Raw genomic sequence first — 22,240 nt, 5'->3', positions numbered from 1 at the left:
TCAGGTGTCCGCGGCGCACGCCGCAGAGCGTTCGGGGGTGCGGGGCCGAGCGGCCCCGCACCGTGAGGGTCGGATCCGAGGATCAGTACTGGCGGTCGGGCAGCGCGGCCTCGGCCGCCTCGGGCGAGTCGAACGTCTCGCTCGGGACGATGATGTACGGCTCGACGTCCTCGCCCTCGAGCGCCTTCTCGACGGCGTCCAGCGCGGTCTCGCCGAACAGCGGGTTGTACTCGGCGACGAAGCTCAGCTCGCCGGCCGCGAGCGCCTCCATGGCGCCCTTCGTGCCGTCGATCGTCGCGATCTTGACGTCCTCGCCGGGGGTGAGGCCCGCCTCTTCGACGGCCTGGATCGCGCCGAGACCCATCTCGTCGTTCTGCGCGAACAGCAGCTGGACGTCGTTGCCGTTCGACTTGAGCACGGTCTCGAAGACGCTCTTGCCCTCTTCGGTCGACCAGTTGGCCGTCTGCGCGCCGAGCTTCTCGAAGCTCGAATCGTCGCCGATGACCGAATCCCAGCCCTCGTTGCGCTCGTTGACGACCGAGACGCCGGCGGGGCCCTCGAGCACGAAGTACTTCGCGCCGTCGGGGAACTCGCCCGCGGCCCACTCGGCGACGCCCGCCGCGACCTGGGGGTTGTCGGGCGCGATGCGCGTGACGTAGAGGTCGGTGTCGTCGGGCTCGATGCCGCGGTCGATGAGGATGACAGGGATCTCGGCCTCCTGCGCGCGCTCGAGCGAGTCCTCCCAGCCCGAGCCCTCCGTCGCGGACAGCAGGATGACGTCGACGCCCTCGTCGACGAACGACGTGAACGCGTCGATCTGCGACTTCTGGTCGAGGTTGGCGGCGGGCGCGTACTTGAGCTCGTATCCGGCGTCCTCCGTGAAGGTGTCCTGGATGTTCTGCTCGTTGGCGGCGCGCCAGTCGCCCTCCGGGCCGACCGCGACGAAGCCGACCGTGGTCAGGTCACCGTCGCCCCCGCTGCCGGCGGCGCCGCCGGAGCACGAGGCGAGGCCGAGGGACAGTGCGCCGACGGCGGCCACTCCGGCCACCTGGAAGATGCGCGTACGTGCGGACATGTTCTCCTCCTCGAGAATCCGGGCTCGGGACCGCCCGGTTCAGCGGATCCGTCGTGGATCCGATGTCGATTGCTGTGACGACAGGTGCGTCGCTCCAGGAATGTTACCGGGAACAATTTCTTCCGCACAAGCCCCGAACGAAGATCCGCCGCGTGTCTACTCGTCGACGTCGCCGAGACCCTCGCCCGCGAGGTCCGCGGCGATCATCTCGACGATCGTGTCGACCGTGACTCCCGGTCCATTGCTCAGCTCGCCGATCTTCTCGCGATCCTTCAGCACGACGATCCGGTCGCTGAGGCGCACGACCTCCTCGAGCTCCGACGAGATGAACACGACGGCGACACCCTCGCCCGCGAGCTTCGCGATACGGCGCTGGATGTCGACCTTCGCACCGATGTCGATGCCGCGCGTGGGCTCGTCGAGGATCAGCACGTGGGGCCGGGTCGCGAGCAGCCGGGCCAGCAGCACCTTCTGCTGCGTCCCCCCGGACAGCGTCGAGGTGGGGCGGTCGAGGTCTTCGGGCGCCAGGTGCAGCGCGTCGAGGTAGGTGTCGATCAGCGCGTCCTGCTCGCCACGCGAGAGCGGGCGCGACCACCCGCGCATCGCCTGCAGCGCGAGCACGATGTTCTCGCGGGCCGTGAGGCCGCCGATGACCCCCTCCTCACGGAGGTTCTCGGTCGACAGCGCCACGCGATGCCGCAGCGCCGCGCCCGGGCTGCGCAGGCTGACGCGGGATCCGTCGAGCCACAGCTCACCGCTGTCGGCGCGGTCGGCGCCGCCGACGAGGCGCGCCAGCTCGGTGCGCCCGGATCCCCGCAGCCCGGCGAGGCCGACGACCTCGCCGCGCGAGAGCTCGAGGTCCGTCGGATCGAGCACGCCGCGTCGCCCGAGATGATCCGCGCGCAGCGTCGCGGGACCACCCGGCGCGTAGTGGTGTGCGAGCCGCTGCGAGCGCAGCTCGCGGAGCGCGTCGATGTCCTCGCCGATCATCTGCGAGATCAGCTCGGCGCGCTCGACGTCCTCCGCCGCGTATTCTGCGACGACGCGGCCCGCCCGCAGCACCGTCAGCCGGTCGGCGACGGCGAAGACGTGCTCGAGGAAATGAGAGACGAACAGGATCGCGGTGCCGGCGTCGCGGAGTCGACGCACGACCCGCAGCAAGGTGCGCGCCTCGGCGACGTCGAGGCTCGACGTCGGCTCGTCGAGGATGAGCACGCGCGGCTCGAGGACGAGCGCGCGGGCGACCGCGACGAGCTGTGCGACCGCCGGCGACAACGATGACAGCCGGGCGCGCGGGTCGAGGTCGGGCAGGCCGAGCTGCGCGAGCACCTCCGACGCGCGGCCGCGATTCGCGGTCCAGTCGATGCCGAAGCGGCCGCGGATCTCGCTCCCCAGCATGACGTTCTCGGCGACCGTGAGGCTCGGGCTGAGGTGCGTCTCCTGGAACACCGTCGCGATCCCCGCCGCGCGGCTGTCGGCGATGCCCGAAGGCGAGCGCTCCGCGCCGTCGATGCGGACGACACCCGATCGGATGGGGTGGCGCCCCGTGAGGGCGCCGATGAGGGTCGACTTGCCCGCCCCGTTCTCGCCCATGAGCGCGTGCACCTCACCGGGGAAGAGTGTGAGGTCGACCTCGTCGAGGGCCCGCACACCCGCGAACTCGACCGTGATGCCCGACATCTCGACGGCCGGCTTCACCGCGCTCACGCCCTGCCCTCGCGCGGCGCGGCGCTCGACGCGCGCGCGCACAGCTCGGCGGGGATCCGTGTGACCTGGGGGATGTCGCGCCTCTCGATCGCGGCCCGGAGGATGTCGACGACCGAGGCGCCGAGCGCGTGGAAGTTCTGCCGCACGGTCGTCAGCGGTGGGATGACGTGGCGCGCGAGCGGCACGTCGTCGAAGCCGACCACGCTGATGTCGCCCGGCACCGAGAAGCCTCGATCGTGCAGGCCGTGCATGAGGCCGACGGCCATCGAGTCGTTGCCGACGAAGATGGCCGTGTACTCGGGCAGCTCGCGCAGGCCGCGCGCGAAGTCGTATGCGAAGTCGGCAGACCAGTCGCCCACGACGATCGGGCGCTGCCGGATCCCCCACTCCTTCGCCCGCGCGTGGAACGCGCGCTCGCGCGCGCGGGCGTCGAGCCAGTCGAGCGGCCCCGACAGGTGCAGGATGTCGCGGTGGCCCAGCGACACGAGGTGGTCGACGGCGAGCACCGTGCCGCCGTGCTGGTCGACCGAGACGGTGAGGAAGGTCGGGTCGTCGTCGGGCTTCACGACGAGAACTGGGACGCTGATCGAGATCTTCCGCAGGGCCGCGATCGACGACGACCGCGGGGCGACGACGCAGAGGGCGTCGACCCCCTGGGCGGTGAGGTTGTCGACGGCGTCCTGCGGGCTGATCTCGTCCTCGTCACCGACGGCGATCGAGCTGACGGCGTATCCCGCGCCGCGCGCGGCGGCCTCGACGGCGCGCAGGGTGCTCGTCGGCCCGAATTCGACGGCGCTCTCGACGAGCACGCCGATGCGCTGCGTCCGCTGCGTCGCGAGCGCACGCGCGGCCATGTTCGGCCGGTACCCCATCTCCTCGATGACGTCGAGCACGCGACGGCGCGTGGCCTCCTTGATGTGCGGGTAGTCGTTGAGCACGCGCGACACCGTCATGTGGGAGACGCCGGCGATCGCCGCCACCTGGCGGATGTTCGGCTTCGCCGTTCCGGTGTCCGACACCTCGCCCCTCTCATCCCGCGCCATCGTCGCCCGTCAGCATATCCCGCACGCGCGCGCCCGAATCCCTCGTCCGACGCGGAACCGGCGCCGCTCCCCGAGGGGAGCGACGCCGGTTCTCAGACGCGGAGGTCGCTACTTCTTGAGCGCCACAACCTGCAGGTTGATGACGGCGCTCACGTCGTCGTGCAGGCGGACGAGCGCCTCGTGGTCGCCCACGGCCTTGATCGGCGCGGGGAGGGTGACGCGGCGCTTGTCGAGCTCGCCGAGACCCGCGGCCGACACGGCGGACACCACATCAGCGGGCTTGACCGAGCCGAACAGACGCCCCTCGGCGCCGGCCTTGACCGACACGCGGACACGAGCCTGCTCGAGCTTCTGCTTGAGAACCTCGGCCTCCTCGTGGGTCGCGATCGCGCGCGCCTTGCGGGCGGCGCGGATCTGGTCGACCTGCTTCTGGCCGCCACGGGTCCACGCCACGGCGAAACCCTGGGGGATGAGGTAGTTGCGGGCGTACCCGTCCTTGACCTCGATCACGTCTCCGGCGCTGCCCAGGCCGTCGACCTCATGAGTGAGAATCAGCTTCGACATGGGTTCTCCTTAGCGCCCGGCGCCCGCGTACGGGAGGAGTGCCATCTCACGCGCGTTCTTGATCGCGCGAGCGATGAGGCGCTGCTCCTGCACCGACACACCGGTGATACGACGGGCGCGGATCTTGCCGCGCTCCGAGATGAACTTGCGAAGGGTCGCGACATCCTTGTAATCGATGACGCCGACCCGGATGTGCTTCGCGGGGGCGGCGTTCTTGCCGCCCTTGCGCGGCTTGCGGCGATCGCCGCTCGACTTTCCAGCCATTGTGGGTCCTTACGAAAATAAAGCAGAAATCTCGATCTGCGATCGAGAACTGAGATCTAGAACGGGGTGTCGTCCGAGAACGAGCCCGGGGTGCTCCACGCGTCGCCGCCCGCCGAGCCGGGCGTCGCCCAGGGCTCGCCGTTCGCCTGCGGGGCCTGCTGACCGCCGGAGACCTGGCCGGGCGCGTTTCCGCCGCCCCGACCGTAGTTTCCGCCTCCGGCAGCGCGGGTGACCTGAGCGGTCGCGTACCGCAGCGACGGGCCGATCTCCTGGACATCCAGCTCGATCGACGTGCGGCGCTCGCCCTCGCGCGTCTCGTAGTTGCGCTGACGGAGGTTGCCCTGCGCGATGACGCGCATGCCCTTCGTGAGCGAACCCGCGACGTGCTCGGCGAAGTCGCGCCAGACACTGGCTCGCAGGAACAGGGCTTCGCCGTCCTTCCACTCGTTCGCCTGTCGGTCGAACGTGCGCGGAGTCGACGCGATCGTGAAGTTCGCGACCGGCACACCGCTCTGCGTGTAGCGCAGCTCGGGGTCGGCCGTCAGGTTGCCCACGACGGTGATGACGGTTTCGCCTGCCATGCGATCAGCCTCAGGCCTTCGCCGCCGACTTGCGCGCGGCCTTCGCCTCGGCCCGCTTGGCCTCGGACGCGACCATCGCGATGGCCTCCTCCGCGCGGAGGATCTTGGTGCGGATCACGTCTTCGGCGAGACCGAGCTGACGGTCGAGCTCCTGCGTGGCCTCGCTGGTCCCGGTGAAGTCGACGACGGCGTAGATGCCCTCGTTCTTCTTCTGGATCTCGTAGGAGAACTTGCGCTTGCCCCAGATGTCCACGTTCTCGATCGTTCCCTGGGCATCGGTGATGACCTTGAGGTACTTGTCGAGGTACGCGGGAACCTGGCGCTCGTCCACCTCAGGCTGGATGATCACCATCATCTCGTACTGGTGCGTGTGCGTCACTGTCCCACCTCCTTCGGACTCGAACGGGTGCCGGGCATTTCCCGACACCAGGAGGGTGTGCTGCACGTCGCCCGCGATGCGCTCCAGATCGGAGGCACGACGGACAACCTGAACAGTCTAGCGGATCGGAGACCCCCTCGCGACCCCGGGTGCCCGCGCCTCACCCCGGTGATCAGAAGTGCGAGCGACCCCCCTATGGCGGATACCGCGATTTCGCTATGTTCAGCCGTGCACGAGCGTCGCAGCGCGACGCACCGTCGAACCGAGTAAGGAGTCGATCGTGAATTTCGCAGACATCGACTGGGTGGGCATCCTCGGCAAGGTCGTCCTCGCAGTCGTCATCATCGCGGTGACATGGATCATCGCCAGCATCGTCCGGTGGGCGATCAAGAAGCTCGTCGCACGCGTCGGCTTCCTCCAGCGCCAAGGCAATGACGGCAAGGCCGTCGGCGACTCGATCGGCTCGATCGCGTCGCTCCTCATCTGGCTCTTCGGCCTCATGGCCGTCCTCCAGCTGTTCGCCCTCACACAGGTGCTCGCACCGATCCAGAGCCTGCTCGACGGGATCCTCGGCTTCCTGCCGAACCTCATCGGAGCGGCGTTCGTCTTCGTGATCGGCTTCGTGCTCGCGAAGATCGTCCGCCAGCTCATCGAGACCGCCCTCGGCACCGTGAACTTCTCGAAGCTCACAGAGAAGGCCAGGTCCGGCGCGAGCACCGTCGTCGGCGAGGCGACGGGCGAGCGCGCCTCGGCGAAGCATGCGAGCGCCGAGCCCCCCGCCGCCCCGTCGAAGATCCCGAGCATCATCGGCAACCTCGTGTTCGCCGTGATCCTCGTCGTCGTCGCGATCGCGGCCCTGCAGATCCTCGGCATCTCGGCCATCTCCGAGCCCGCCGAGCAGATGCTCGGCATGTTCCTCGCGGCCCTGCCTGCCATCATCACGGCCGCGCTGATCCTCGGCCTCGGCTACCTGATCTCGTCGTTCCTCGGCGGGCTGCTCGAGTCGACGCTCTCGGGCCTCGGCGTCGACCGCTCGGTCGAGAAGCTCGAGATCCTCCCGCAGGGTGCGAGCGCCTCGAAGGTCATCACGCGGATCGTGCAGGTCGCGATCATGGTGTTCTTCGCGATCATGGCGACCCGCGCTCTCGGCTTCCCCGAGGTGACGAACATCCTCAACGAGGTTCTCGAGCTCGGCGGCAAGGTCGTCTTCGGCGGCGCGATCGTCGCCGCGGGCTTCCTCATCGCGAACCTAATTGCGAAGCTCGTCGGATCCTCGACCGTCGCGAACGTGCTCAAGTGGGCGACGATCGCGCTGTTCACGGCGATGGGCCTGAGCTACATGGGCATCGCCGACGAGATCATCACGCTCGCGTTCGGCGCCGTCGTCGTCGGCGGCGCGCTGGCCGCGGCTCTCGCCTACGGCCTCGGCGGCCGCGAGGCGGCGGCGAAGTCGCTCGAGAAGCTGCAGGCGAAGAAGGCGGACGTCCCGCCCCCGCCCGCGGAGTCCTCGGCGCCGCAGGCGCCTCCGACTCCCCCGCAGGTCTGACCACGTGCGGAACGACTCGGCCCGGCCTCCCCGCGGGAGACCGGGCCGAGTCGCGTCCGGGACGCTACGCGATGTGCCGCTCGTCGGGGCCCACATACGCCGACAGCGGCCGGATCAGCGCGTTCGACGCCTGCTGCTCCATGATGTGCGCCGTCCACCCCGTCACGCGCGCGGCGACGAACAGGGGCGTGAAGGTGACCGTGTCGAAGCCCATGAGGCTGTAGGCGGGGCCGGACGGGTAGTCGAGGTTCGGGTAGATGCCCTTGCGGCCGACGAACTCGCTCTCGAGCGCGTCGTAGAGCGCAGCGACGTCGGGGCGGTCGTAATGCGCGACGAGCGCATCGAGCGCGGCCTTCATCGTCGGCACGCGCGAGTCGCCGCTCTTGTAGACGCGGTGCCCGAAGCCCATGATCTTGCGCTTCTGCGCGAGCGCCTCGTCGAGCCACGCGGCGACGCGATCCGCGGATCCGATCTCGTCGAACAGGTGCATGACAGCCTCGTTGGCGCCGCCGTGCAGGGGGCCCTTCAGCGCGCCGACCGCGCCCACGACCGCCGACGAGAGGTCGCTCATCGTCGACGTGATGACGCGCGCCGTGAACGTCGACGCGTTGAACGAATGCTCCGCGTACAGGATCATCGATCGGTTGAACGCGTCGACGACGACGGGATCCTGCTCCTCGCCGAACGTCATCCACAGGAAGTTCGCCGCGTAGTCGAGGTCGTCGCGGGGCTCGACGAGCTGATCCCCCCGGCGCCGGCGCTGTCCGTACGCGACGATCGCGGGCAGCTGCGCGAACAGCAGCGCGCTGCGGGCGAGGTTGTCCTCGACGGATCCGGCGGCGTCGAGGACGGATCCGGATCCCGTCTCGTCACGCGCGCCGATCACGCTGAGCGCCGTGCGCACCTCGTCCATCGGATGCGCGGACGTCGGGAGCAGGTCGATCGCGGCCCGCACCTCGGGTGCGAGCGCGCGGTGCGCCCGCTCGTGGGCGCGGAACGCCGCCAGCTCGTCATCGGTCGGCAGCTCGCCGTGCCAGAGCAGGTGCGCGATGGCCTCGAACGGCTGCGTCGCGGCGAGCTCCTGCACAGGATACCCGCGGTAGAGGAGGCTGTTCGTGTCGGGGTTGACCTTGCTGATCGCCGTCTCGTCGACGACGACGCCCGCGAGGCCCTTCCTGATGTCATCGGTCATGCTGGTGCTCCCTTGCCCAGAGGTGGTCACTTCTCGATCGTGAAGTCGAAGATCCCCGCGTCGAAGCGGCTGTAGCCCTCATAGTCGATGAGGTCGTAGAGGTCGGCACGGTGCTGCATCGCCCCGAGCTGGGAGGCGAGGTTCCCCTCCGCCTCGAGGGTGTCGAGCGCGCGCTCGGCGGCGCCCATCGCCATCCGCAGCAGAGACACGGGCCAGATGACCATCCGGATCCCCGCCTCGCGCAGCTGATCCACCGTGAACAGCTCGCTCTTGCCGAACTCGGTCATATTCGCCAGCACGGGCACGTCGACCGCCTCGGTCACGGCGCGGAACTCGTCGAGATCCCGCATCGCCTCCGGGAAGATCGCATCGGCGCCCGCGTCTGCGAGCTTCCGGATCCGGTCGATCGCCGCGTCGAGCCCTGCGACGGCGCGGATGTCGGTGCGCGCCATGATGAGGAAGTTCTCGTCGCGGCGTGCGTCGACGGCGGCGCGGATCCGGCCGAGCGCCGTGGGCTCGTCGACGACCTCCTTGCCGTCGAGGTGGCCGCACCGCTTGGGGTTCACCTGATCCTCGATGTGCAGCCCCGCGAGGCCCGCGTTCTCGAGCGTCTGGACCGTGCGGGCGACGTTCATCGGCTCGCCGAAGCCCGTGTCGGCGTCGACGATCGCCGGCAGCTCCGTCATCCGCGCGATCTGCTCGGCGCGCGCCGCGACCTCGGTCAGCGTCGTCAGCCCGATGTCAGGCAATCCGAGATCGGCCGACAGCACGGCGCCCGAGATGTAGACGCCGTCGAAGCCCCTCCGTTCGATCAGCCGCGCCGACAGGGGGTTGAACGCGCCGGGGAACCGCAGCAGCTCGCCCGATGCGAGCCGCTCGCGGAACAGGCGCCGCTTCTCGTGCGCCGGAGTCTGCGCGTATAGCATCAGCTCGCCCCTCCCGCTGCCGACCGCCCCCAACACAACGCAGTCGATCCGCCGGTCCGCCTGCTCGGAGACCCGTTCATCGGGGCTCCGAGCTCCGGAGTGACTGCATTGTGTTGCGGCACAACGCGCGAGATGCCCATCAGAACAGCCCCCGCGGGCTCGGGGCGTCGTCGAGCACGCCCGGGTTCGCGACGATCGACAGCTCCGCGACCTCTGCCGCGGTCAGCTCGGGCAGGCGCCCGGCGAGGTCGAGGAACCGCTCGATCTCGTCGGCGCTCAGCACCGGCTCGGCGAGCAGACGGAACTTCGCGACGTAGTTCTCGCGCGAGAACGGGCGAGCGCCGAGCGGGTGCGCGTCGGCGACGGCGATCTCGTCCACGACCGTGGATCCGTCCGTCAGGGTGATCTCGACGCGGCCGCCGAAGGCCTTCTCGTCGGGATCCTCCGAGTGGTAGCGGCGCGTCCACTCCTCGTCGAGCGCCGTCGTCACCTTCCGCCACAGCGCGACCGTGTCGGGGCGCGCCGCCCGCTCGGGCGCGTACGAGTCGACGTGGTGCCACCCGCCGTCCTGCAGCGCGACCGTGAAGATGTAGGGGATCGAGTGATCGAGGGTCTCGCGCGACGCGGCTGGGTCGTACTTCTGCGGATCGTTCGCGCCGGATCCGATGACGACGTGCGTGTGGTGCGAGGTGTGCAGCACGACCGACGCGACGTTCGCGGGATCCCGCAGTTCGGGCCGCTCAGCGCCGAGGCGGCGGGCGAGGTCGATCCACGCCTGCGCCTGATACTCCGCAGAATGCTCCTTCGTGTACGACTCGAGGATCGCCCGCTTCGCCTCCCCCGGCGCCGGCAACGGCACCTCGTACCGGCCGTCCGGGCCGTCCAGCATCCAGGCGATCACGCCGTCCTCGCCCTCGTAGATCGGCGACGGCGAGGTCTGCCCGCGCATCGCCCGGTCGACCGCCTCGATCGCCATCTTCCCCGCGAACGCCGGCGCGTGCGCCTTCCAGGTCGAGATCTCGCCCTTGCGCGACTGCCGCGTCGCCGTCGTCGTATGCAGCGCCTGCGACACGGCCTGGAAGATCACCTCGGTGTCGAGCCCGAGCATGGTGCCGATGCCCGCGGCGGCGCTCGGGCCGAGGTGCGCGACGTGATCGATCTTGTGCGTGTGCAGGCTGATCGCGCGCACGAGGTCCATCTGGATCTCGTACCCCGTCGCGATCCCGCGCACGAGCGCCGCACCGTCGGATCCGGCATGCTGTGCGACGGCGAGGATCGGCGGGATGTTGTCGCCGGGATGCGAGTACTCCGCCGCGAGGAACGTGTCGTGATAGTCGAGCTCGCGCACAGCGACGCCGTTCGCCCACGCCGCCCATTCGGGGCTCGTCTTCGTCCCGAGAACACATCCGAACACCGTGGAGCCCTCGCCGCCGCGCGAGACGCCGTGGTCGAGCGCCTGCGCCCGCGCCGCCGACACCGGATCCCGTGTGAGCGACGCGGCCGCGACGGCGGCGTTGTCGATCACGCGGTTGATCACCATGTCGGCGACCTCGTCATCGACGGCGACGGGATCCACCGCGACCTGCGCGATCTTCCAGGCGAGCTGCTCCTCGCGGGGCAGGCCCTCGTCGCTGCGATAGGTGCGAACGGGATGCGAGACGGTCATCGAGGATCCTTCCACGTCGTCGTGCGGGGTGTCGCCAGGCGAGCTGTCAGGCGCGGGGTTCGCCACGCGCCCACCCGCCAGACTACCGAGCGCGGGGTGCGCGGAGGGCCTGGCGAGCGACCGGGCTGGCGCCCGCGATATCCTCGCGGACATGGGCGAGGTGCGGATCGCGCGCGCATACGACGCCGCGGAGCCGGACGACGGCTTCCGTGTGCTCGTCGACCGGATGTGGCCACGGGGCGTCTCGAAACTGCGCGCCGCGCTCGACGCCTGGATGAAGGACGTCGCTCCGACACCCGAGCTGCGCCGGTGGTGGGATCACGACCCCGCCCGCCTCGACGAGTTCGCCGCCCGCTATCGCGCCGAGCTCGACGACAACCCCGCCGTCGCGGAGCTGCGCGCGGCGATCGACGCGCACCCCGTCGTCACGCTCGTCTACGGGGCTCGGGACCCGCGCGTGAGCCACGCGGCCGTCCTGCGCGATCATCTCGCGCGGTGATCACACAGGCCCAGGTGAAGGTGCAGGGCGTCGTCGATCGCCTCACGCACTGCGAAGGGGTCATCGTCGCACGGGGCGCGCATCGCCTGCTGACGTGTCCGCTCGCGTCGGAGCATCCGGATCCCCCGGCGTTCCAGTCCCCTGCCACGAGAGTTCCCGGCGGGCCGCGGACGGCCCCACCTGACCCGGGCCCACGGCCTCGCCTCAGACGTCCGTTCCGAGACAAGGCAGGATCACTGAGAATCGTGTGCGGGGGCGAGATCTGCCTTCTGTCGGCGCATCGGCCTGATCTCGGGGTGGCGAGGCTCCGCCGGCGCACCTCAGACCCAGTTCAGCGGATCGACATCGGCATGGAGGGTCGTGCCCGGCGGGATCTCGCGCGCCTCGATCCGTGGATCCGCGCAGATCGCCCGGATGAGCTCGGCGGAGCCGGCGACGAGGGACGTATCGTCGTCGACGTCCCCCGTCACGACCCAGGACCGGTCCGCCGGCCAGATGAGGCTCGGCGGGTACGTCGACCCCGAGTCGCGCCACGGAACGTTCTGCTCCCACGAGGGATCCGCCCACACCCGGGGCGCGGCACGGAAGAGCACGTGATCCCGATGCGGGAGCTCGAGGCGCGGGCCGCGGGAGATCTCGTCGGACAGAACGCCCGGCCGCCACGTCTTCCGGCGTCGGAAGACGTTGTTGAACACGTCCGTGACACTCGACTTCAACATCGCGTCGTGGCGCGCGTCCCCGAACTGCCGCGCGAGGTTCCCCGATGACGGCGCCGTCGACATGGCGCCGACGATGCCACCCCAGCCCTCCCAGACGGCCGCGTACCCCTCGTCCGGTGTCGTGGTGTGGGCGACGAGGTGCGGTGCGACGACCTCGAGCGCGTCGGAGATGACCCCGCCGCCGCCCGGTCCGTCGTAGCGCCAGCCGTCACCATCGACGGGCGAGGCCGGGCTCCGATCGCGCGGTTCGGCGCCGATGAGGGCGCGCCACTGCGCGAGCTCGTGCATCGTCGTCCCGAACGCATCGGCCGTCTGCTGCCAGGTCACGCGCTCGGTGTCCACCTCTGCGCCCGCCAGTCGCTCCCACGCCGCGGGTTCGTCGTCCGTCGGCCATGATGCCCCGACGACGCGCTCGCGATAGACGGGATGGAAGATGCGCGCGTAGGCCGGCATCCCCTGCGGTATGAAATGGTGGATCGACCATCCCTCCGGATCCACCCGCTCCCGGATCCAGTCACCGGCCGCGACATCGCTCGTCCACTCCATGCTCACAGGCTACGGGCGCGCGGCGCCGCCCATCCCCCGCCACGCGATCTCGAACGCCTCGCGGCACCGGGCCCGCGTCTCGGGCTCGTCCAGCCGTGCGCCGCGCACGACCGCCTGGTAGTAGAGGACGCCGTTGATGAGGTCGATGCACGCGTCGAGGTCGAGGTCGTCGCGCAGCTCGCCGCGGCGAACGGCCTCGTCGAGCGCCGCACGGATCGCCACGCGGCGGCGGCGCACGTGCGATGACCAGTACGCCCTCTGCAGATCGGGGTTCTGCATGACGAGGGCCATGCGCGTGCGGAAGCGGTGCTCGCTGTAGGTCGCGCCGCGGACCGTGCGGGGATCCCCGAACAGCAGGGCGAGGATCCCCTCCTTGACGCCCGCGCTCGTGTCGATCTCGATGGGCGCCCGGCCGCGGTCGAGCGCGGCCGCGACGAGGTCGGTCACGCTCTGCCACCGGCGATAGAGGGCCGCGCGAGAGACCCCGCTGGCGGCGACGACGGCGCCCACGGTGACCTGATCACCGGCGTCGATGAGCGCGATGGCGGCGTCGAGGATCCGCTCGTCGTGGCCCTCCTTCCGCGGACGCCCCGGACCGCGTTCCGGTGCGGCGGGCATCGACACCAGCGTCATGCCGCCCCTGGGTCGACCGCGCGCTCGCGCAGCGCCGCGACGAGTCCGTCCGTCAGGCCGGCCTCGCGGAGGGGCGCGAGCGGATCCGCGTACGCGCGCTCGAGGTGCGCGAGCAGCCCCTCCATGGGCGCCGGCGAGAACTCGGCGCGCGTCGCGGCCGTCGCCGCATCCTCGAGCGCGAGGCCGTGCTCGGCCATGATCGGCCCCATCACGGGCGCGAGGCGCCGCATGATCGCCGGCGAGTTCCGGCCCGTGCGCACGTAGTCGTCGACGATCGCGTCGGGCGAGGCGCCGAGCGTGAGGAGGAGCGACGCGGCGAGCACGCCCGTGCGGTCCTGGCCCGCCGCGCAGTGGAAAGCGGTCGCGCCAGGCGCGGTCGCCATGATGGCGAATGCCGCGACGATCCGCGGCGCCGCCGACTCGTACATCCGGATGTACATCGCCTCGAACGTGGACTGGTCGAGCATGTCCGATCCGCCCGTCTCGCGGGCGTCGGCGAGTGAGGCGAGGAACGGCAGGTGATGGTAGGTCACGGGCATCGAGGCGAACGGGCCGCGGCCCGTGAACCGCACCTCGTGGTGCGAGCGCAGGTCGACGATCGCAGCGAGTCCCCCGTCGACGAGGTCGGCCGCGGAGCCGGCGTCGGCGGTCGAGAGGTCGTCGGCGCGGATGGCGAAGCCGGGCCGCACGGATCCGCCGGCGACGGGGATCCCGCCGAGGTCGCGGAGGTTGGCGGGGGCGGTGAGGGGCACGTCGAGGGCGTCGAGGGTCATGTGATCTTCCTCCTGATGATGGCGCTCGCCTGGTCGATGATCGTCACGAGAACGATGATGCAGATGACCATGGCGAACAGGTGTCCGTATTCGTAGCGATTCATGGCGGTCGTCAGCTCGAGCCCGATGCCGCCGGCGCCGACGAGCCCGAGGATCGTCGCGCCCCGCACATTGCCCTCGAACAGCAAGAGCGTATAGCTGACGAGCAGCGGCAGCGCCTGCGGCACGATCGCGTACTGGATCACCTGCCGCCGCGACGCGCCGACCGCCTCCATCGCGGTGATGGGCCCGCGATCTGTCGCCTCCATCGCCTCGGCGAACACCTTGCCGATGGATCCGATCGAGCCGATCGTCATGGCGAGGATCCCCGCGAAGGGGCCGAGGCCCACGGCGGACACGAACATGAGGGCGATGACGAGGTCGGGCAGCGCGCGGATGATGTTCATCGCCCAGCGGCACGGGTAGTACAGCCAGGACGGTGCGATGTTGCTGGCCGCGCCGAACGCCATGATGAGCGACAGCACGGATCCGAGGACGGTGCCGACGATCGCCATCTGCAGCGTCTCCAGGAGGAGCAGCAGGATCTTCCCGATCTTCGAGAAGTCGGGCGGGAACATGCGGGCGATGAACTCGCCCATGTTCGCGGCGCCCGCGCCGAGCTTCAGGAAGTCGAACTGCGCCCCGTTCGCCGACCACACGATGATCGCGACGGCCGCGACCGCGCCGACGACGAAGCGGGCGCGGGGGATCCGGAACGCGCGCTCCATGCGCTCGCGCGCGCGGGGATCGAGCTGCTGGCGGCTGGCGGTGTCGCGGCGCGGCGCGGGGGTCTCGAGCGTCTCCATCACGCGGCCTCCTCGTCTTCGGTCTCGTACACGGGGGCGAGCTGGTCCGCGTCGAGATGGGCGGTGCGCCCGGACACGATGACCCGGCCGTGGCGCAGGCCGACGATCCGGTCGGAGTGGGCGAGGGCGAGCGGCACGACGTGCAGGCTGACGAGCACGGGGATCCGCTCCTCGCGCGCGATCGAGCGCAGCAGCTCGAGCACGATGCGGCTCATCGTCGGGTCGAGCGACGCGACGGGCTCGTCGGCGAGGATGGCGCGCGGATTCTGCATGAGCGCCCGCGCGATCGCGACGCGCTGCTGCTGGCCGCCGGACAGCGACCGCGCCTCCTGATCTGCCTTGTGCGCGATGCCGACGCGGTCGAGCAGCTCGAGGGCGCGGCGGCGGTCGGCGGCCCGGAATGTGCCGAGCATGTTGACGGGCCCGGCAACGTGCAGGGCTCCCATGAGCACATTCGTCAGCACGCTGAGGCGCCCGATCAGGTTGAACTGCTGGAACACCTGGCCGACGTGCGAGCGGAGGGAGCGGAGCTGACCGCGCCGCAGGTCGGCGACGTCGAAGTCACCCGCGCGGACGGATCCGGACGTGATGGGGGCGAAGCCCGTGATGGTCTTCATGAGCGTCGACTTCCCGGATCCGCTCGACCCGAGAAGCGCGACCGTCTCGCCGCAGAACAGGTCGAGGTCGATGCCATCGAGCACGAGCGGCTCGCCCGGCGCGTAGCGCACGGTCAGGTCGCGGATGCGGATGCGCGGCTCGTCGGCGCCCGCGCGCGCCGGCGCGGACATCGTGATCGGCGCGCTCATCCGAGGTCCGAGATGTCGACGTCGGCGACGGCGGCGATGTCCACGAAGGGCTGGAAGAGCGTCCTGTCCGGCTCGACGATCGGCTCGATGCCCTCGGGCATCGCCTCCATGTACACGCCGAGCTCGTCGCGGTTCTCGTCCGAGAACACGGCGGGGATCGCCTCGAGGAGCGCCTCGCGCTTCGCGTCCGACATGCGCTGGCTGCCGAGGAACGATATCGAGATCGGCATCGAGATGCTCTCGCCGATCGAGCGCGTCTCGCCCTCCTCGAAGGGGAACATCGGATCTCCGAGTCCCGCCATCGACGGGAAGATCGTCGAGGTGCAGGCGACGTCGGCCTGGCCCTCCTGCAGCGCGATGAAGCTGCGGTCGTGGCCGCCGGAGAACAGCTCCTCGAAGTCGTCGCCCGCCGTGAGACCGGCCTCGTCGAGCATGTGCGTGGGCATGAAGAAGCCGGAGCTGGAGGCGGGATCGGCGAACGCGATCGTCGTGTCGGGGGTGATGTCCTCAAGCGACCGGAGGGGCGAGTCGTCGAGCACGAGGCAGGTCGAGACCGGCTCGTCGAGCCCGGGCCATGCGACGAGGGAGTCGACCTCGCCCGTGCCGACGGCGAGCGCCGACGGGAAGCCGCTCATGATGCCGATGTCCTCGTGGCCCGCGCGTACGGCTTCGATGACGGCGGAGTAGCTGGGGACGTCGGTGATCTCGACGATCATGCCCGTCGCCTCCTCGAGGAGGGCGGCCATCTGGTCGATCGGCGTCTCGACGGAGGGGTCGTCGGTGACGGGCATCGTGGCGAATCGGATCACGTCGTCGTCCGACGCCGTGTCGGCGGATGTCGCCGCACAGCCGGTCACGATGAGGAGGGAGCCGGCGGCAAGTGCGCCGGCGGCGAGGGGAGCGCGGAGTCGCATGGGTCTCTTTCGGGTCGAGGGCGTCCGTCGTGGACACCTCGGATGCAACCCGGCGCGGGTGACGCGCAATTACGAGACCGTCGATACGAGAACGAAAGACTCGGTGAACGGATGGTGACGCCGGTCGCCGTCGGCGGCTCCGCATAACGTAGAGCCATGCAGCAGGGGCAGAGATACGGGTTCGACGCGAGTCCGCTCACGGATCCGATCGACCGCCACGCGGTGCGCGCGTTCCGGGAATCCCTCCCCGTGCGGTTCCCCGATTCGAACGCCCGCCGCGGGACGAGCCAGGTGTTCATCGGCGTCGCGCTCATCGCGATGGGGGCCGTCTTCGCCCTCATCGGCGCCGGCGTGCTCGCCGTGACGATCGCGACGGACTCGATGCCGATGGTCGGGATGATCTTCGCCATCGTCGGCGTCGTGTTCGTCGTAGCGGGGATCGGTGCGGTCCGCGCCCGGCACGACGCTCCGATGTACCGGCTCGACCGCTTCGCGCAGGCGAACGGCATGCGATTCCACCCGGGATACGCGTCCCCGCAGCTGCCCGGCATGCTCTTCGACGTCGGGCGCAAGCGAGCCAGTTCGGGCCTCGTCCGGGGAGACACGCCCCGCTTCGTCGAGTTCGGCAATTACCGGTACACGACCGGATCCGGCAAGAACGAGAAGACCCACACATGGGGATACATCGCGGTGCGGCTCGACGCGCCCCTCCCCCACATCGTGCTCGATGCGAAGGGCAACAACAGCCTGTTCGGCTCGAACCTGCCGATCGGGTTCCGGAAGGATCAGCGGCTGAGCCTCGAGGGCGACTTCGACGAGCACTTCAGCCTGTACTGCCCGGAGGGGTATGAGGCCGACGCGCTGTACCTGTTCACGCCCGACATCATGCAGCGCTTCATGAGCAGCGCCGCGCACCTCGACGTCGAGATCGTCGACGACTGGCTGTTCTTCTACTCGGGGCGCGGGATGTCGACCGTCGACCCGGATCAGTGGGCCTGGCAGTTCTCGGTCGCCGGCGCCATGCTCGACAAGATCGCCCGGTGGGGGCGCTGGCGCGATGAGCGGATCCGCGCCGCGCAGCGCCCGCACGTGGCCGGATCCGTCGCCCCCGTCGCCGCAGATCACGTCGAGGCGCCGCCCCTGCAGGACCCGCCGACGCTGCGCCCGCCGAAGGGCGTCGCGCGCGCAGGTCAGCGGCTGAAGCAGCGCCGCATCGGGTGGGTCGGCGGGGTCTTCATCGCCGCCGTCATCGTCTTCCAGATCGTCACCCGCCTGCTCGAGTGAACCGGCCCGCCACGCGGATCCGCCCCCTCACCCCAGCGCCGTCACCTCCTCGTCTGTCAGGAGGCGCGAGCGGGTCAGGAACCTCTTCCCCGTCGGCGCCTCGACGCTGAACCCGGATCCGCGCCCGTCGACGACGTCGATCGTGAGGTGGGTGTGGCGCCAGTACTCGAACTGGCTCTCCGACATGTACACCTCGATCGGGTCGTCGAGGCCGACGTCGAGCGCACCGAGGAGCACGTCGCTCGGGCCGGTGAGGAACATCCCCTTCGGGTAGCACATGGGCGAGGAGCCGTCGCAGCAGCCGCCGGACTGGTGGAACATCAGCGCGCCGTGCTGCCCCGTGAGTTCGCGCAGCAGGGCAGCGGCCTCGTCCGAGACCGCCACCCGCTGAACAGGATCGGACATCAGAAGAACCCCATCGGCCCCTCGGCGTACGACACGAGGAGGTTCTTCGTCTGCTGGTAGTGCTCGAGCATCTTCAGGTGGTTCTCGCGCCCGATGCCCGACTGCTTGTACCCGCCGAACGCGGCGTGCGCGGGGTACTGGTGATACGTGTTCGTCCACACGCGCCCGGCCTCGATCGCGCGCCCCGCCCGGTAGCAGGTGTCGGCGCTGCGGCTCCAGACGCCGGCGCCCAGCCCGTAGAGCGTGTCGTTGGCGATCCCGATCGCGTCGTCGAAGTCGTCGAAGCCCGTGACCGAGACGACGGGGCCGAAGATCTCCTCCTGGAAGATCCGCATGTCGTTCGTGCCCTCGAAGATCGTCGGCGCGACGTAGAAGCCGCCCGACAGCTCGCCGCCGAGGTCGACGGGCTCACCGCCCGCCAGCACCTTCGCGCCCTCCTTCCGGCCGATGTCGATGTACGAGAGGATCTTCTCGAACTGGTCGTTCGACGCCTGCGCGCCGATCATCGTGTCGGGGTCGAGCGGGTTGCCCTGTACGATCCTCCCCACCCGCTCGACGCCGTCGCCGAGGAAGCGGTCGTAGATCGACCGCTGGATGAGGGCCCGCGACGGGCATGTGCACACCTCGCCCTGGTTGAGGGCGAACATCGCGAAGCCCTCCTGCGCCTTCTGGTAGTAGGCATCGTCGTTCGCCGCGACGTCCTCGAAGAAGAGGTTCGGGCTCTTGCCGCCGAGCTCGAGCGTGACGGGGATGAGGTTCTGCGACGCGTACTGCATGATGAGGCGGCCGGTCGTCGTCTCGCCCGTGAAGGCGATCTTGCGGATCCGCTTGTGCGATGCGAGCGGGGCGCCCGCCTCGATGCCGAATCCGTTCACGATGTTCACGACGCCCGCCGGGAGGAGGTCGCCGATCATCTCGAACAGGAACAGGATCGATGCGGGGGTCTGCTCGGCCGGCTTCAGCACGACGCAGTTGCCCGCGGCGAGCGCGGGGGCGAGCTTCCACACGGCCATGAGGATCGGGAAGTTCCACGGGATGATCTGCCCGACGACTCCGAGCGGCTCGTGGAAGTGGTACGCGACGGTGTCGCCGTCGAGTTCGCCGATGGATCCCTCCTGCGCGCGGAGGACGCCGGCGAAGTAGCGGAAGTGGTCGATCGCGAGCGGGATGTCGGCGGCGAGCGTCTCGCGGACGGGCTTGCCGTTCTCCCACGTCTCGGCGACGGCGAGCGCCTCGAGGTTCTCCTCCATCCGGTCGGCGATCCGGTTGAGGATGATCGCGCGCTCGGTCGCCGAGGTGCGCTTCCATCCCTCGAACGCCTTCCAGGCCGTGTCGACCGCCCGGTCGATGTCCTCGACCGTGCCGCGGCCGATCTCGGTGAACGGCCTGCCCGTGACGGGGGTCACGTTCTCGAAGTACTGGCCCTTCACCGGGTCGACGAACTCGCCGCCGATGTAGTGCCCGTATCGGGGCCGATAGCTCGCGCGGGATCCCTCCGTCCCGGGGGCCGCGTAGATGCTCGACACGCTCTCTTCGACGATGGTCATCGCTGTCTCCCTCGACTGGTTCCGCGGCCGCTCTGCCGCGCCTGCCCCGACGTTATTGCGGCGGGGGTTGCACGCGGTTGCGCGAGGCCGGTTCAGCGCGCCGCGGCCTCGAGCCGCGCGACGAGGCCCGCGCGCCGGGGCGAGCGCGGAGGGAGCATCCCGAGGCACAGCCGCATGGCCTCGACGTCGTCGGACCCGGCGTCCGTGCCGAGGTACTGCAGCAGCACGTCGACGCCCGCGTCGTCGAGCATGGCCTCGCGGACGGCGGAGCGCACGGTCTCGCGGAGCGCCTCGACGCCCGGGGCGCGCGAGTCGGGGAGCACGTCGCCCTCCCACGCCGCGAGGGCGACGCGGTGCGCGCCGCGGTCGAGCAGCGAGAGGACGCCGCGCGCGTCCGTGTCGAGCGGCGCCGCGAGGCGGTACGGACGCGACTCGAGCACGAGGGCGGGCGCGTGCGCCTGCAGGACGCGGCGCAGGCGCACGATCTCGGGGCGCAGGGTCCCGACCGCGCCGGGGGATCCGTACGCGAGCTCCGCGAGGCGCTCGGCGCTCAGCCCGCCGGGGTGCGTCGCGAGCAGGAGCAGGATCTCGGCGTGGCGCTCGCTCAGCTCGACGGATCCGCCGTCGGTGTCGAGCGTCGCACGGTCGCGGCCCAGGACGCGCAGGATCGCGTGATCCCGGCGCGGCCGGCGGCGGCGCGGCACCTCCGCGCGCTGGCGCATGCGCGCGACGAGCAGATCGCTCTCGACGGCCCGCACCGTCGCGTCGACGAGCAGCTGCGCCTGGGGCGCCGCCGCGGGCTCGCGCCCCGTGACGTCGATGACGCCGATGAGCGCCCGCGTCTCCGGGTCGCGCACGGGCGCCGCGGTGCACGACCAGGGGCGCACGCGGCGGTTGAAGTGCTCGGGGCCGCGCACCTGCACGGAGTGTCCCGTGGCGATCGCCGTTCCGGGCGCGGCGGTCCCGACCTGCTCCTCGGACCAGTTCGCGCCGGCGAGGAAGCCCATGGCGCCGACGTCCGCGCGCACCTCCCGGTCCCCCTCGACCCACAGCAGGCGTCCCGCGGCGTCGCCGACGGCGACGACGACGCCCGATTCCTCGGCATCGCCCGGCAGCAGCAGGCCGCGGATCATCTCGATGCTCGCCGCGAGCGGGTGCGCGCGCCGGTGCTCCTCGAGCGCGGCGTCCTCGAAGTCGAGCTCGGGGACGCCCTCGGGCGCCACGTGGGATCCGAGGGAGCGGATCCACGACTCGCGCACGACGTCGCGCACGTCCTGGAGGCGCGGATCCTGCAGGTGACCGGCGAGCAGCTCGTCGCAGGCGCGCTCGAGCGTCAGCCGCGGGGACCCGCCGCGCGGCGCGAGCCAGGGAGAGACCATGCACGCTCCGATCGCCGTCGAAGGAGGTGAGCGCGGCCAGTCTAAGCCGGATCAGGCGGGCGTGCGCACCCGCAGGAACGGCACGCGGCGGCGGAGCTCGAAGCCGAGCTTCTCGTATGCGCGGACGGCGCCCTCGTTCGACTCCGAGGCGTGGAGGAAGGCGCGGTCGCCCCGCGAGCGGATGTGGTGCGCGACATCGCGGGTGAGGGCCGACGCGAACCCCTGGCGGCGGAAGTCGTCGTCGACCGACACGGCGCTGATCTCGGTCCACCCCTCGGGGTGCAGGCGCTCCCCCGCCATCGCGACGAGGCGCCCGTCGCGGCGGATCCCGACATAGCGGCCGAGTTCATGCGTGCGGGTCAGGAACGGCCCGGGCTGGTTGCGGCCGACGATCGCGAGCATCTCCTCGACGTCGTCGGCGCCGAGCTCGACGGCCTCATCGCAGGGAGCGGTGTCGAGGCGATCCGTCTCGACGAGCTGCAGGCCGTGTCCGCGCCACACCTCGTCCCATCCGGCCGGCAGCGCCGGATCCGCGTGCGAGATCATCAGCTCGGATGCGGATCCGTACTCGTCGATCACCGCGTCCCACACATCCGGGTCCGCCCAGGAGGCGACGCCCGCGAACGGCGAGACGTCGTCCTGATAGCGCCGGACGAGGTCGTTCCCGACGGCGAAGCGCGCGTGCGCGCCCGTGAGGGATGACCAGGCGGGGGCGTCGAGGACGGCGTCGGCCGCGTGCGTCCGATCGGGATCCGGGAGAACCGTGCTCATATGCGCCTTTCGTCGAGTGTCGAGACCATTCAACGCCCGGCTCGCTGTGGATGTTCCGACGGCTCCCCATCTCGTATTGCAGTTCCGGACCCGAGCGACTAGCGTTCGAACCGAGTCGGGGGGCTCATCATCCCGAGCGTGCGCTCGAGGCCGGTCGACGGCCGGCAGCGCGCACG

General features: G+C 70.5%; 23 protein-coding genes. 3 read left to right on the top strand and 20 right to left on the bottom strand.

The features are described 5' to 3' along the window. Positions 1 to 82: 82 nt before the first annotated feature. The 7 genes from GB932_RS15860 to rpsF all read right to left on the bottom strand — a co-directional run bounded on the left by GB932_RS15860 (position 83) and on the right by rpsF (position 5,589). Positions 83 to 1,075, bottom strand: coding sequence for an ABC transporter substrate-binding protein (locus GB932_RS15860; RefSeq protein WP_156761639.1), 993 nt, complete (start codon positions 1,073 to 1,075; stop codon positions 83 to 85). A gap of 156 nt (positions 1,076 to 1,231) precedes the next feature. Next, positions 1,232 to 2,782: a sugar ABC transporter ATP-binding protein gene (locus GB932_RS15855; protein ID WP_306769967.1), complete on the bottom strand. Its 1,551-nt coding sequence runs from the start codon at positions 2,780 to 2,782 to the stop codon at positions 1,232 to 1,234. After that, positions 2,779 to 3,801, bottom strand: a complete 1,023-nt coding sequence (locus GB932_RS15850) for a LacI family DNA-binding transcriptional regulator (protein ID WP_156761638.1) — start codon at positions 3,799 to 3,801, stop codon at positions 2,779 to 2,781. The genes GB932_RS15855 and GB932_RS15850 overlap by 4 nt, the downstream gene beginning before the upstream one ends. Before the next feature lie 132 nt (positions 3,802 to 3,933). Beyond that, a complete protein-coding gene (gene rplI, locus GB932_RS15845; protein ID WP_156761637.1) occupies positions 3,934 to 4,389 on the bottom strand; it encodes a 50S ribosomal protein L9 in 456 nt (151 codons plus the stop codon). A gap of 9 nt (positions 4,390 to 4,398) precedes the next feature. Further along, positions 4,399 to 4,653: a 30S ribosomal protein S18 gene (rpsR, locus tag GB932_RS15840; protein WP_110588148.1), complete on the bottom strand. Its 255-nt coding sequence runs from the start codon at positions 4,651 to 4,653 to the stop codon at positions 4,399 to 4,401. Between the two features lie 56 nt (positions 4,654 to 4,709). Next, a complete protein-coding gene (locus tag GB932_RS15835; protein WP_156761636.1) occupies positions 4,710 to 5,234 on the bottom strand; it encodes a single-stranded DNA-binding protein in 525 nt (174 codons plus the stop codon). A 10-nt stretch (positions 5,235 to 5,244) separates the two neighbouring features. Further along, positions 5,245 to 5,589, bottom strand: coding sequence for a 30S ribosomal protein S6 (rpsF, locus tag GB932_RS15830; protein WP_156761797.1), 345 nt, complete (start codon positions 5,587 to 5,589; stop codon positions 5,245 to 5,247). A gap of 304 nt (positions 5,590 to 5,893) precedes the next feature. On the opposite strand from rpsF, the gene GB932_RS15825 reads away from it, so the two are divergent. Beyond that, positions 5,894 to 7,159, top strand: coding sequence for a mechanosensitive ion channel (locus tag GB932_RS15825; RefSeq protein ID WP_156761635.1), 1,266 nt, complete (start codon positions 5,894 to 5,896; stop codon positions 7,157 to 7,159). Positions 7,160 to 7,223: 64 nt separating this feature from the next. On the opposite strand, the gene GB932_RS15820 is transcribed toward GB932_RS15825, so the two are convergent. From GB932_RS15820 to GB932_RS15810, 3 genes are all read right to left on the bottom strand, one after another. Then, on the bottom strand, positions 7,224 to 8,351 hold the full coding sequence (locus GB932_RS15820; RefSeq protein ID WP_156761634.1) for a bifunctional 2-methylcitrate synthase/citrate synthase: 1,128 nt from the start codon (positions 8,349 to 8,351) through the stop codon (positions 7,224 to 7,226). Between the two features lie 26 nt (positions 8,352 to 8,377). Beyond that, the gene (gene prpB / locus GB932_RS15815; RefSeq protein WP_156761633.1) at positions 8,378 to 9,277 is read right to left on the bottom strand and encodes a methylisocitrate lyase; all 900 of its coding nucleotides are present in this window, start codon (positions 9,275 to 9,277) and stop codon (positions 8,378 to 8,380) included. A 139-nt stretch (positions 9,278 to 9,416) separates the two neighbouring features. Next, positions 9,417 to 10,943, bottom strand: coding sequence for an MmgE/PrpD family protein (locus GB932_RS15810; protein WP_156761632.1), 1,527 nt, complete (start codon positions 10,941 to 10,943; stop codon positions 9,417 to 9,419). A 151-nt stretch (positions 10,944 to 11,094) separates the two neighbouring features. Between GB932_RS15810 and GB932_RS15805 the strand changes: the two genes are divergently transcribed. Continuing rightward, a complete protein-coding gene (locus tag GB932_RS15805; protein ID WP_156761631.1) occupies positions 11,095 to 11,442 on the top strand; it encodes a DUF488 domain-containing protein in 348 nt (115 codons plus the stop codon). A gap of 320 nt (positions 11,443 to 11,762) precedes the next feature. On the opposite strand, the gene GB932_RS15800 is transcribed toward GB932_RS15805, so the two are convergent. From GB932_RS15800 to GB932_RS15775, 6 genes are read right to left on the bottom strand one after another with little or no spacing between them, the layout of a single operon-like run. Continuing rightward, on the bottom strand, positions 11,763 to 12,707 hold the full coding sequence (locus GB932_RS15800) for a hypothetical protein (RefSeq protein WP_156761630.1): 945 nt from the start codon (positions 12,705 to 12,707) through the stop codon (positions 11,763 to 11,765). Between the two features lie 9 nt (positions 12,708 to 12,716). Next, positions 12,717 to 13,325 (bottom strand): TetR/AcrR family transcriptional regulator, encoded by a 609-nt coding sequence (locus GB932_RS15795; RefSeq protein ID WP_197517518.1) that lies wholly within the window; start codon positions 13,323 to 13,325, stop codon positions 12,717 to 12,719. Between the two features lie 11 nt (positions 13,326 to 13,336). Then, positions 13,337 to 14,113, bottom strand: coding sequence for a tyrosine-protein phosphatase (locus tag GB932_RS15790; RefSeq protein ID WP_156761628.1), 777 nt, complete (start codon positions 14,111 to 14,113; stop codon positions 13,337 to 13,339). Continuing rightward, the gene (phnE, locus tag GB932_RS15785; protein WP_156761627.1) at positions 14,110 to 14,958 is read right to left on the bottom strand and encodes a phosphonate ABC transporter, permease protein PhnE; all 849 of its coding nucleotides are present in this window, start codon (positions 14,956 to 14,958) and stop codon (positions 14,110 to 14,112) included. Before phnE ends, GB932_RS15790 begins: the two co-directional genes overlap by 4 nt. Further along, positions 14,958 to 15,764: a phosphonate ABC transporter ATP-binding protein gene (locus GB932_RS15780; protein ID WP_156761626.1), complete on the bottom strand. Its 807-nt coding sequence runs from the start codon at positions 15,762 to 15,764 to the stop codon at positions 14,958 to 14,960. Before GB932_RS15780 ends, phnE begins: the two co-directional genes overlap by 1 nt. Beyond that, entirely contained in the window at positions 15,761 to 16,678 is a 918-nt protein-coding gene (locus GB932_RS15775) for a phosphate/phosphite/phosphonate ABC transporter substrate-binding protein (protein WP_156761625.1), read from the bottom strand. Before GB932_RS15775 ends, GB932_RS15780 begins: the two co-directional genes overlap by 4 nt. Before the next feature lie 156 nt (positions 16,679 to 16,834). On the opposite strand from GB932_RS15775, the gene GB932_RS15770 reads away from it, so the two are divergent. After that, on the top strand, positions 16,835 to 17,962 hold the full coding sequence (locus tag GB932_RS15770) for a phage holin family protein (RefSeq protein ID WP_156761624.1): 1,128 nt from the start codon (positions 16,835 to 16,837) through the stop codon (positions 17,960 to 17,962). Positions 17,963 to 17,989: 27 nt separating this feature from the next. On the opposite strand, the gene GB932_RS15765 is transcribed toward GB932_RS15770, so the two are convergent. The 4 genes from GB932_RS15765 to GB932_RS15750 all read right to left on the bottom strand — a co-directional run bounded on the left by GB932_RS15765 (position 17,990) and on the right by GB932_RS15750 (position 22,064). Beyond that, positions 17,990 to 18,367: a DUF779 domain-containing protein gene (locus GB932_RS15765; protein WP_156761623.1), complete on the bottom strand. Its 378-nt coding sequence runs from the start codon at positions 18,365 to 18,367 to the stop codon at positions 17,990 to 17,992. Continuing rightward, the gene (gene exaC, locus GB932_RS15760) at positions 18,367 to 19,914 is read right to left on the bottom strand and encodes an acetaldehyde dehydrogenase ExaC (protein ID WP_156761622.1); all 1,548 of its coding nucleotides are present in this window, start codon (positions 19,912 to 19,914) and stop codon (positions 18,367 to 18,369) included. Before exaC ends, GB932_RS15765 begins: the two co-directional genes overlap by 1 nt. Positions 19,915 to 20,006: 92 nt before the next feature. Then, positions 20,007 to 21,293: a sigma-54-dependent transcriptional regulator family protein gene (locus GB932_RS15755; RefSeq protein ID WP_156761621.1), complete on the bottom strand. Its 1,287-nt coding sequence runs from the start codon at positions 21,291 to 21,293 to the stop codon at positions 20,007 to 20,009. Positions 21,294 to 21,344: 51 nt separating this feature from the next. Further along, the gene (locus tag GB932_RS15750) at positions 21,345 to 22,064 is read right to left on the bottom strand and encodes a GNAT family N-acetyltransferase (RefSeq protein ID WP_156761620.1); all 720 of its coding nucleotides are present in this window, start codon (positions 22,062 to 22,064) and stop codon (positions 21,345 to 21,347) included. Positions 22,065 to 22,240: the final 176 nt, after the last annotated feature.

Source organism: Microbacterium karelineae (assembly GCF_009745985.1).
Classification (GTDB): domain Bacteria; phylum Actinomycetota; class Actinomycetes; order Actinomycetales; family Microbacteriaceae; genus Microbacterium; species Microbacterium karelineae.
The sequence above is the reverse complement of the archived record's forward strand: the minus strand, read 5'-3'. Positions and strand labels throughout refer to the sequence as shown.

Coding starts and splice junctions, on each gene's coding strand:
- GB932_RS15770 (WP_156761624.1), top strand. CDS start 16,835: ATGCAGCAGGGGCAGAGATACGGGTTCGACGCGAGTCCGCTCACGGAT.
- prpB (WP_156761633.1), bottom strand. CDS start 9,277: ATGCTATACGCGCAGACTCCGGCGCACGAGAAGCGGCGCCTGTTCCGC.
- GB932_RS15800 (WP_156761630.1), bottom strand. CDS start 12,707: ATGGAGTGGACGAGCGATGTCGCGGCCGGTGACTGGATCCGGGAGCGG.
- GB932_RS15820 (WP_156761634.1), bottom strand. CDS start 8,351: ATGACCGATGACATCAGGAAGGGCCTCGCGGGCGTCGTCGTCGACGAG.
- GB932_RS15790 (WP_156761628.1), bottom strand. CDS start 14,113: ATGACCCTCGACGCCCTCGACGTGCCCCTCACCGCCCCCGCCAACCTC.
- GB932_RS15810 (WP_156761632.1), bottom strand. CDS start 10,943: ATGACCGTCTCGCATCCCGTTCGCACCTATCGCAGCGACGAGGGCCTG.
- GB932_RS15805 (WP_156761631.1), top strand. CDS start 11,095: ATGGGCGAGGTGCGGATCGCGCGCGCATACGACGCCGCGGAGCCGGAC.
- GB932_RS15750 (WP_156761620.1), bottom strand. CDS start 22,064: ATGAGCACGGTTCTCCCGGATCCCGATCGGACGCACGCGGCCGACGCC.
- GB932_RS15780 (WP_156761626.1), bottom strand. CDS start 15,764: ATGAGCGCGCCGATCACGATGTCCGCGCCGGCGCGCGCGGGCGCCGAC.
- exaC (WP_156761622.1), bottom strand. CDS start 19,914: ATGACCATCGTCGAAGAGAGCGTGTCGAGCATCTACGCGGCCCCCGGG.
- rpsR (WP_110588148.1), bottom strand. CDS start 4,653: ATGGCTGGAAAGTCGAGCGGCGATCGCCGCAAGCCGCGCAAGGGCGGC.
- GB932_RS15765 (WP_156761623.1), bottom strand. CDS start 18,367: ATGTCCGATCCTGTTCAGCGGGTGGCGGTCTCGGACGAGGCCGCTGCC.
- GB932_RS15755 (WP_156761621.1), bottom strand. CDS start 21,293: ATGGTCTCTCCCTGGCTCGCGCCGCGCGGCGGGTCCCCGCGGCTGACG.
- GB932_RS15795 (WP_197517518.1), bottom strand. CDS start 13,325: ATGCCCGCCGCACCGGAACGCGGTCCGGGGCGTCCGCGGAAGGAGGGC.
- rpsF (WP_156761797.1), bottom strand. CDS start 5,589: ATGATGGTGATCATCCAGCCTGAGGTGGACGAGCGCCAGGTTCCCGCG.
- GB932_RS15775 (WP_156761625.1), bottom strand. CDS start 16,678: ATGCGACTCCGCGCTCCCCTCGCCGCCGGCGCACTTGCCGCCGGCTCC.
- GB932_RS15860 (WP_156761639.1), bottom strand. CDS start 1,075: ATGTCCGCACGTACGCGCATCTTCCAGGTGGCCGGAGTGGCCGCCGTC.
- GB932_RS15835 (WP_156761636.1), bottom strand. CDS start 5,234: ATGGCAGGCGAAACCGTCATCACCGTCGTGGGCAACCTGACGGCCGAC.
- rplI (WP_156761637.1), bottom strand. CDS start 4,389: ATGTCGAAGCTGATTCTCACTCATGAGGTCGACGGCCTGGGCAGCGCC.
- phnE (WP_156761627.1), bottom strand. CDS start 14,958: ATGGAGACGCTCGAGACCCCCGCGCCGCGCCGCGACACCGCCAGCCGC.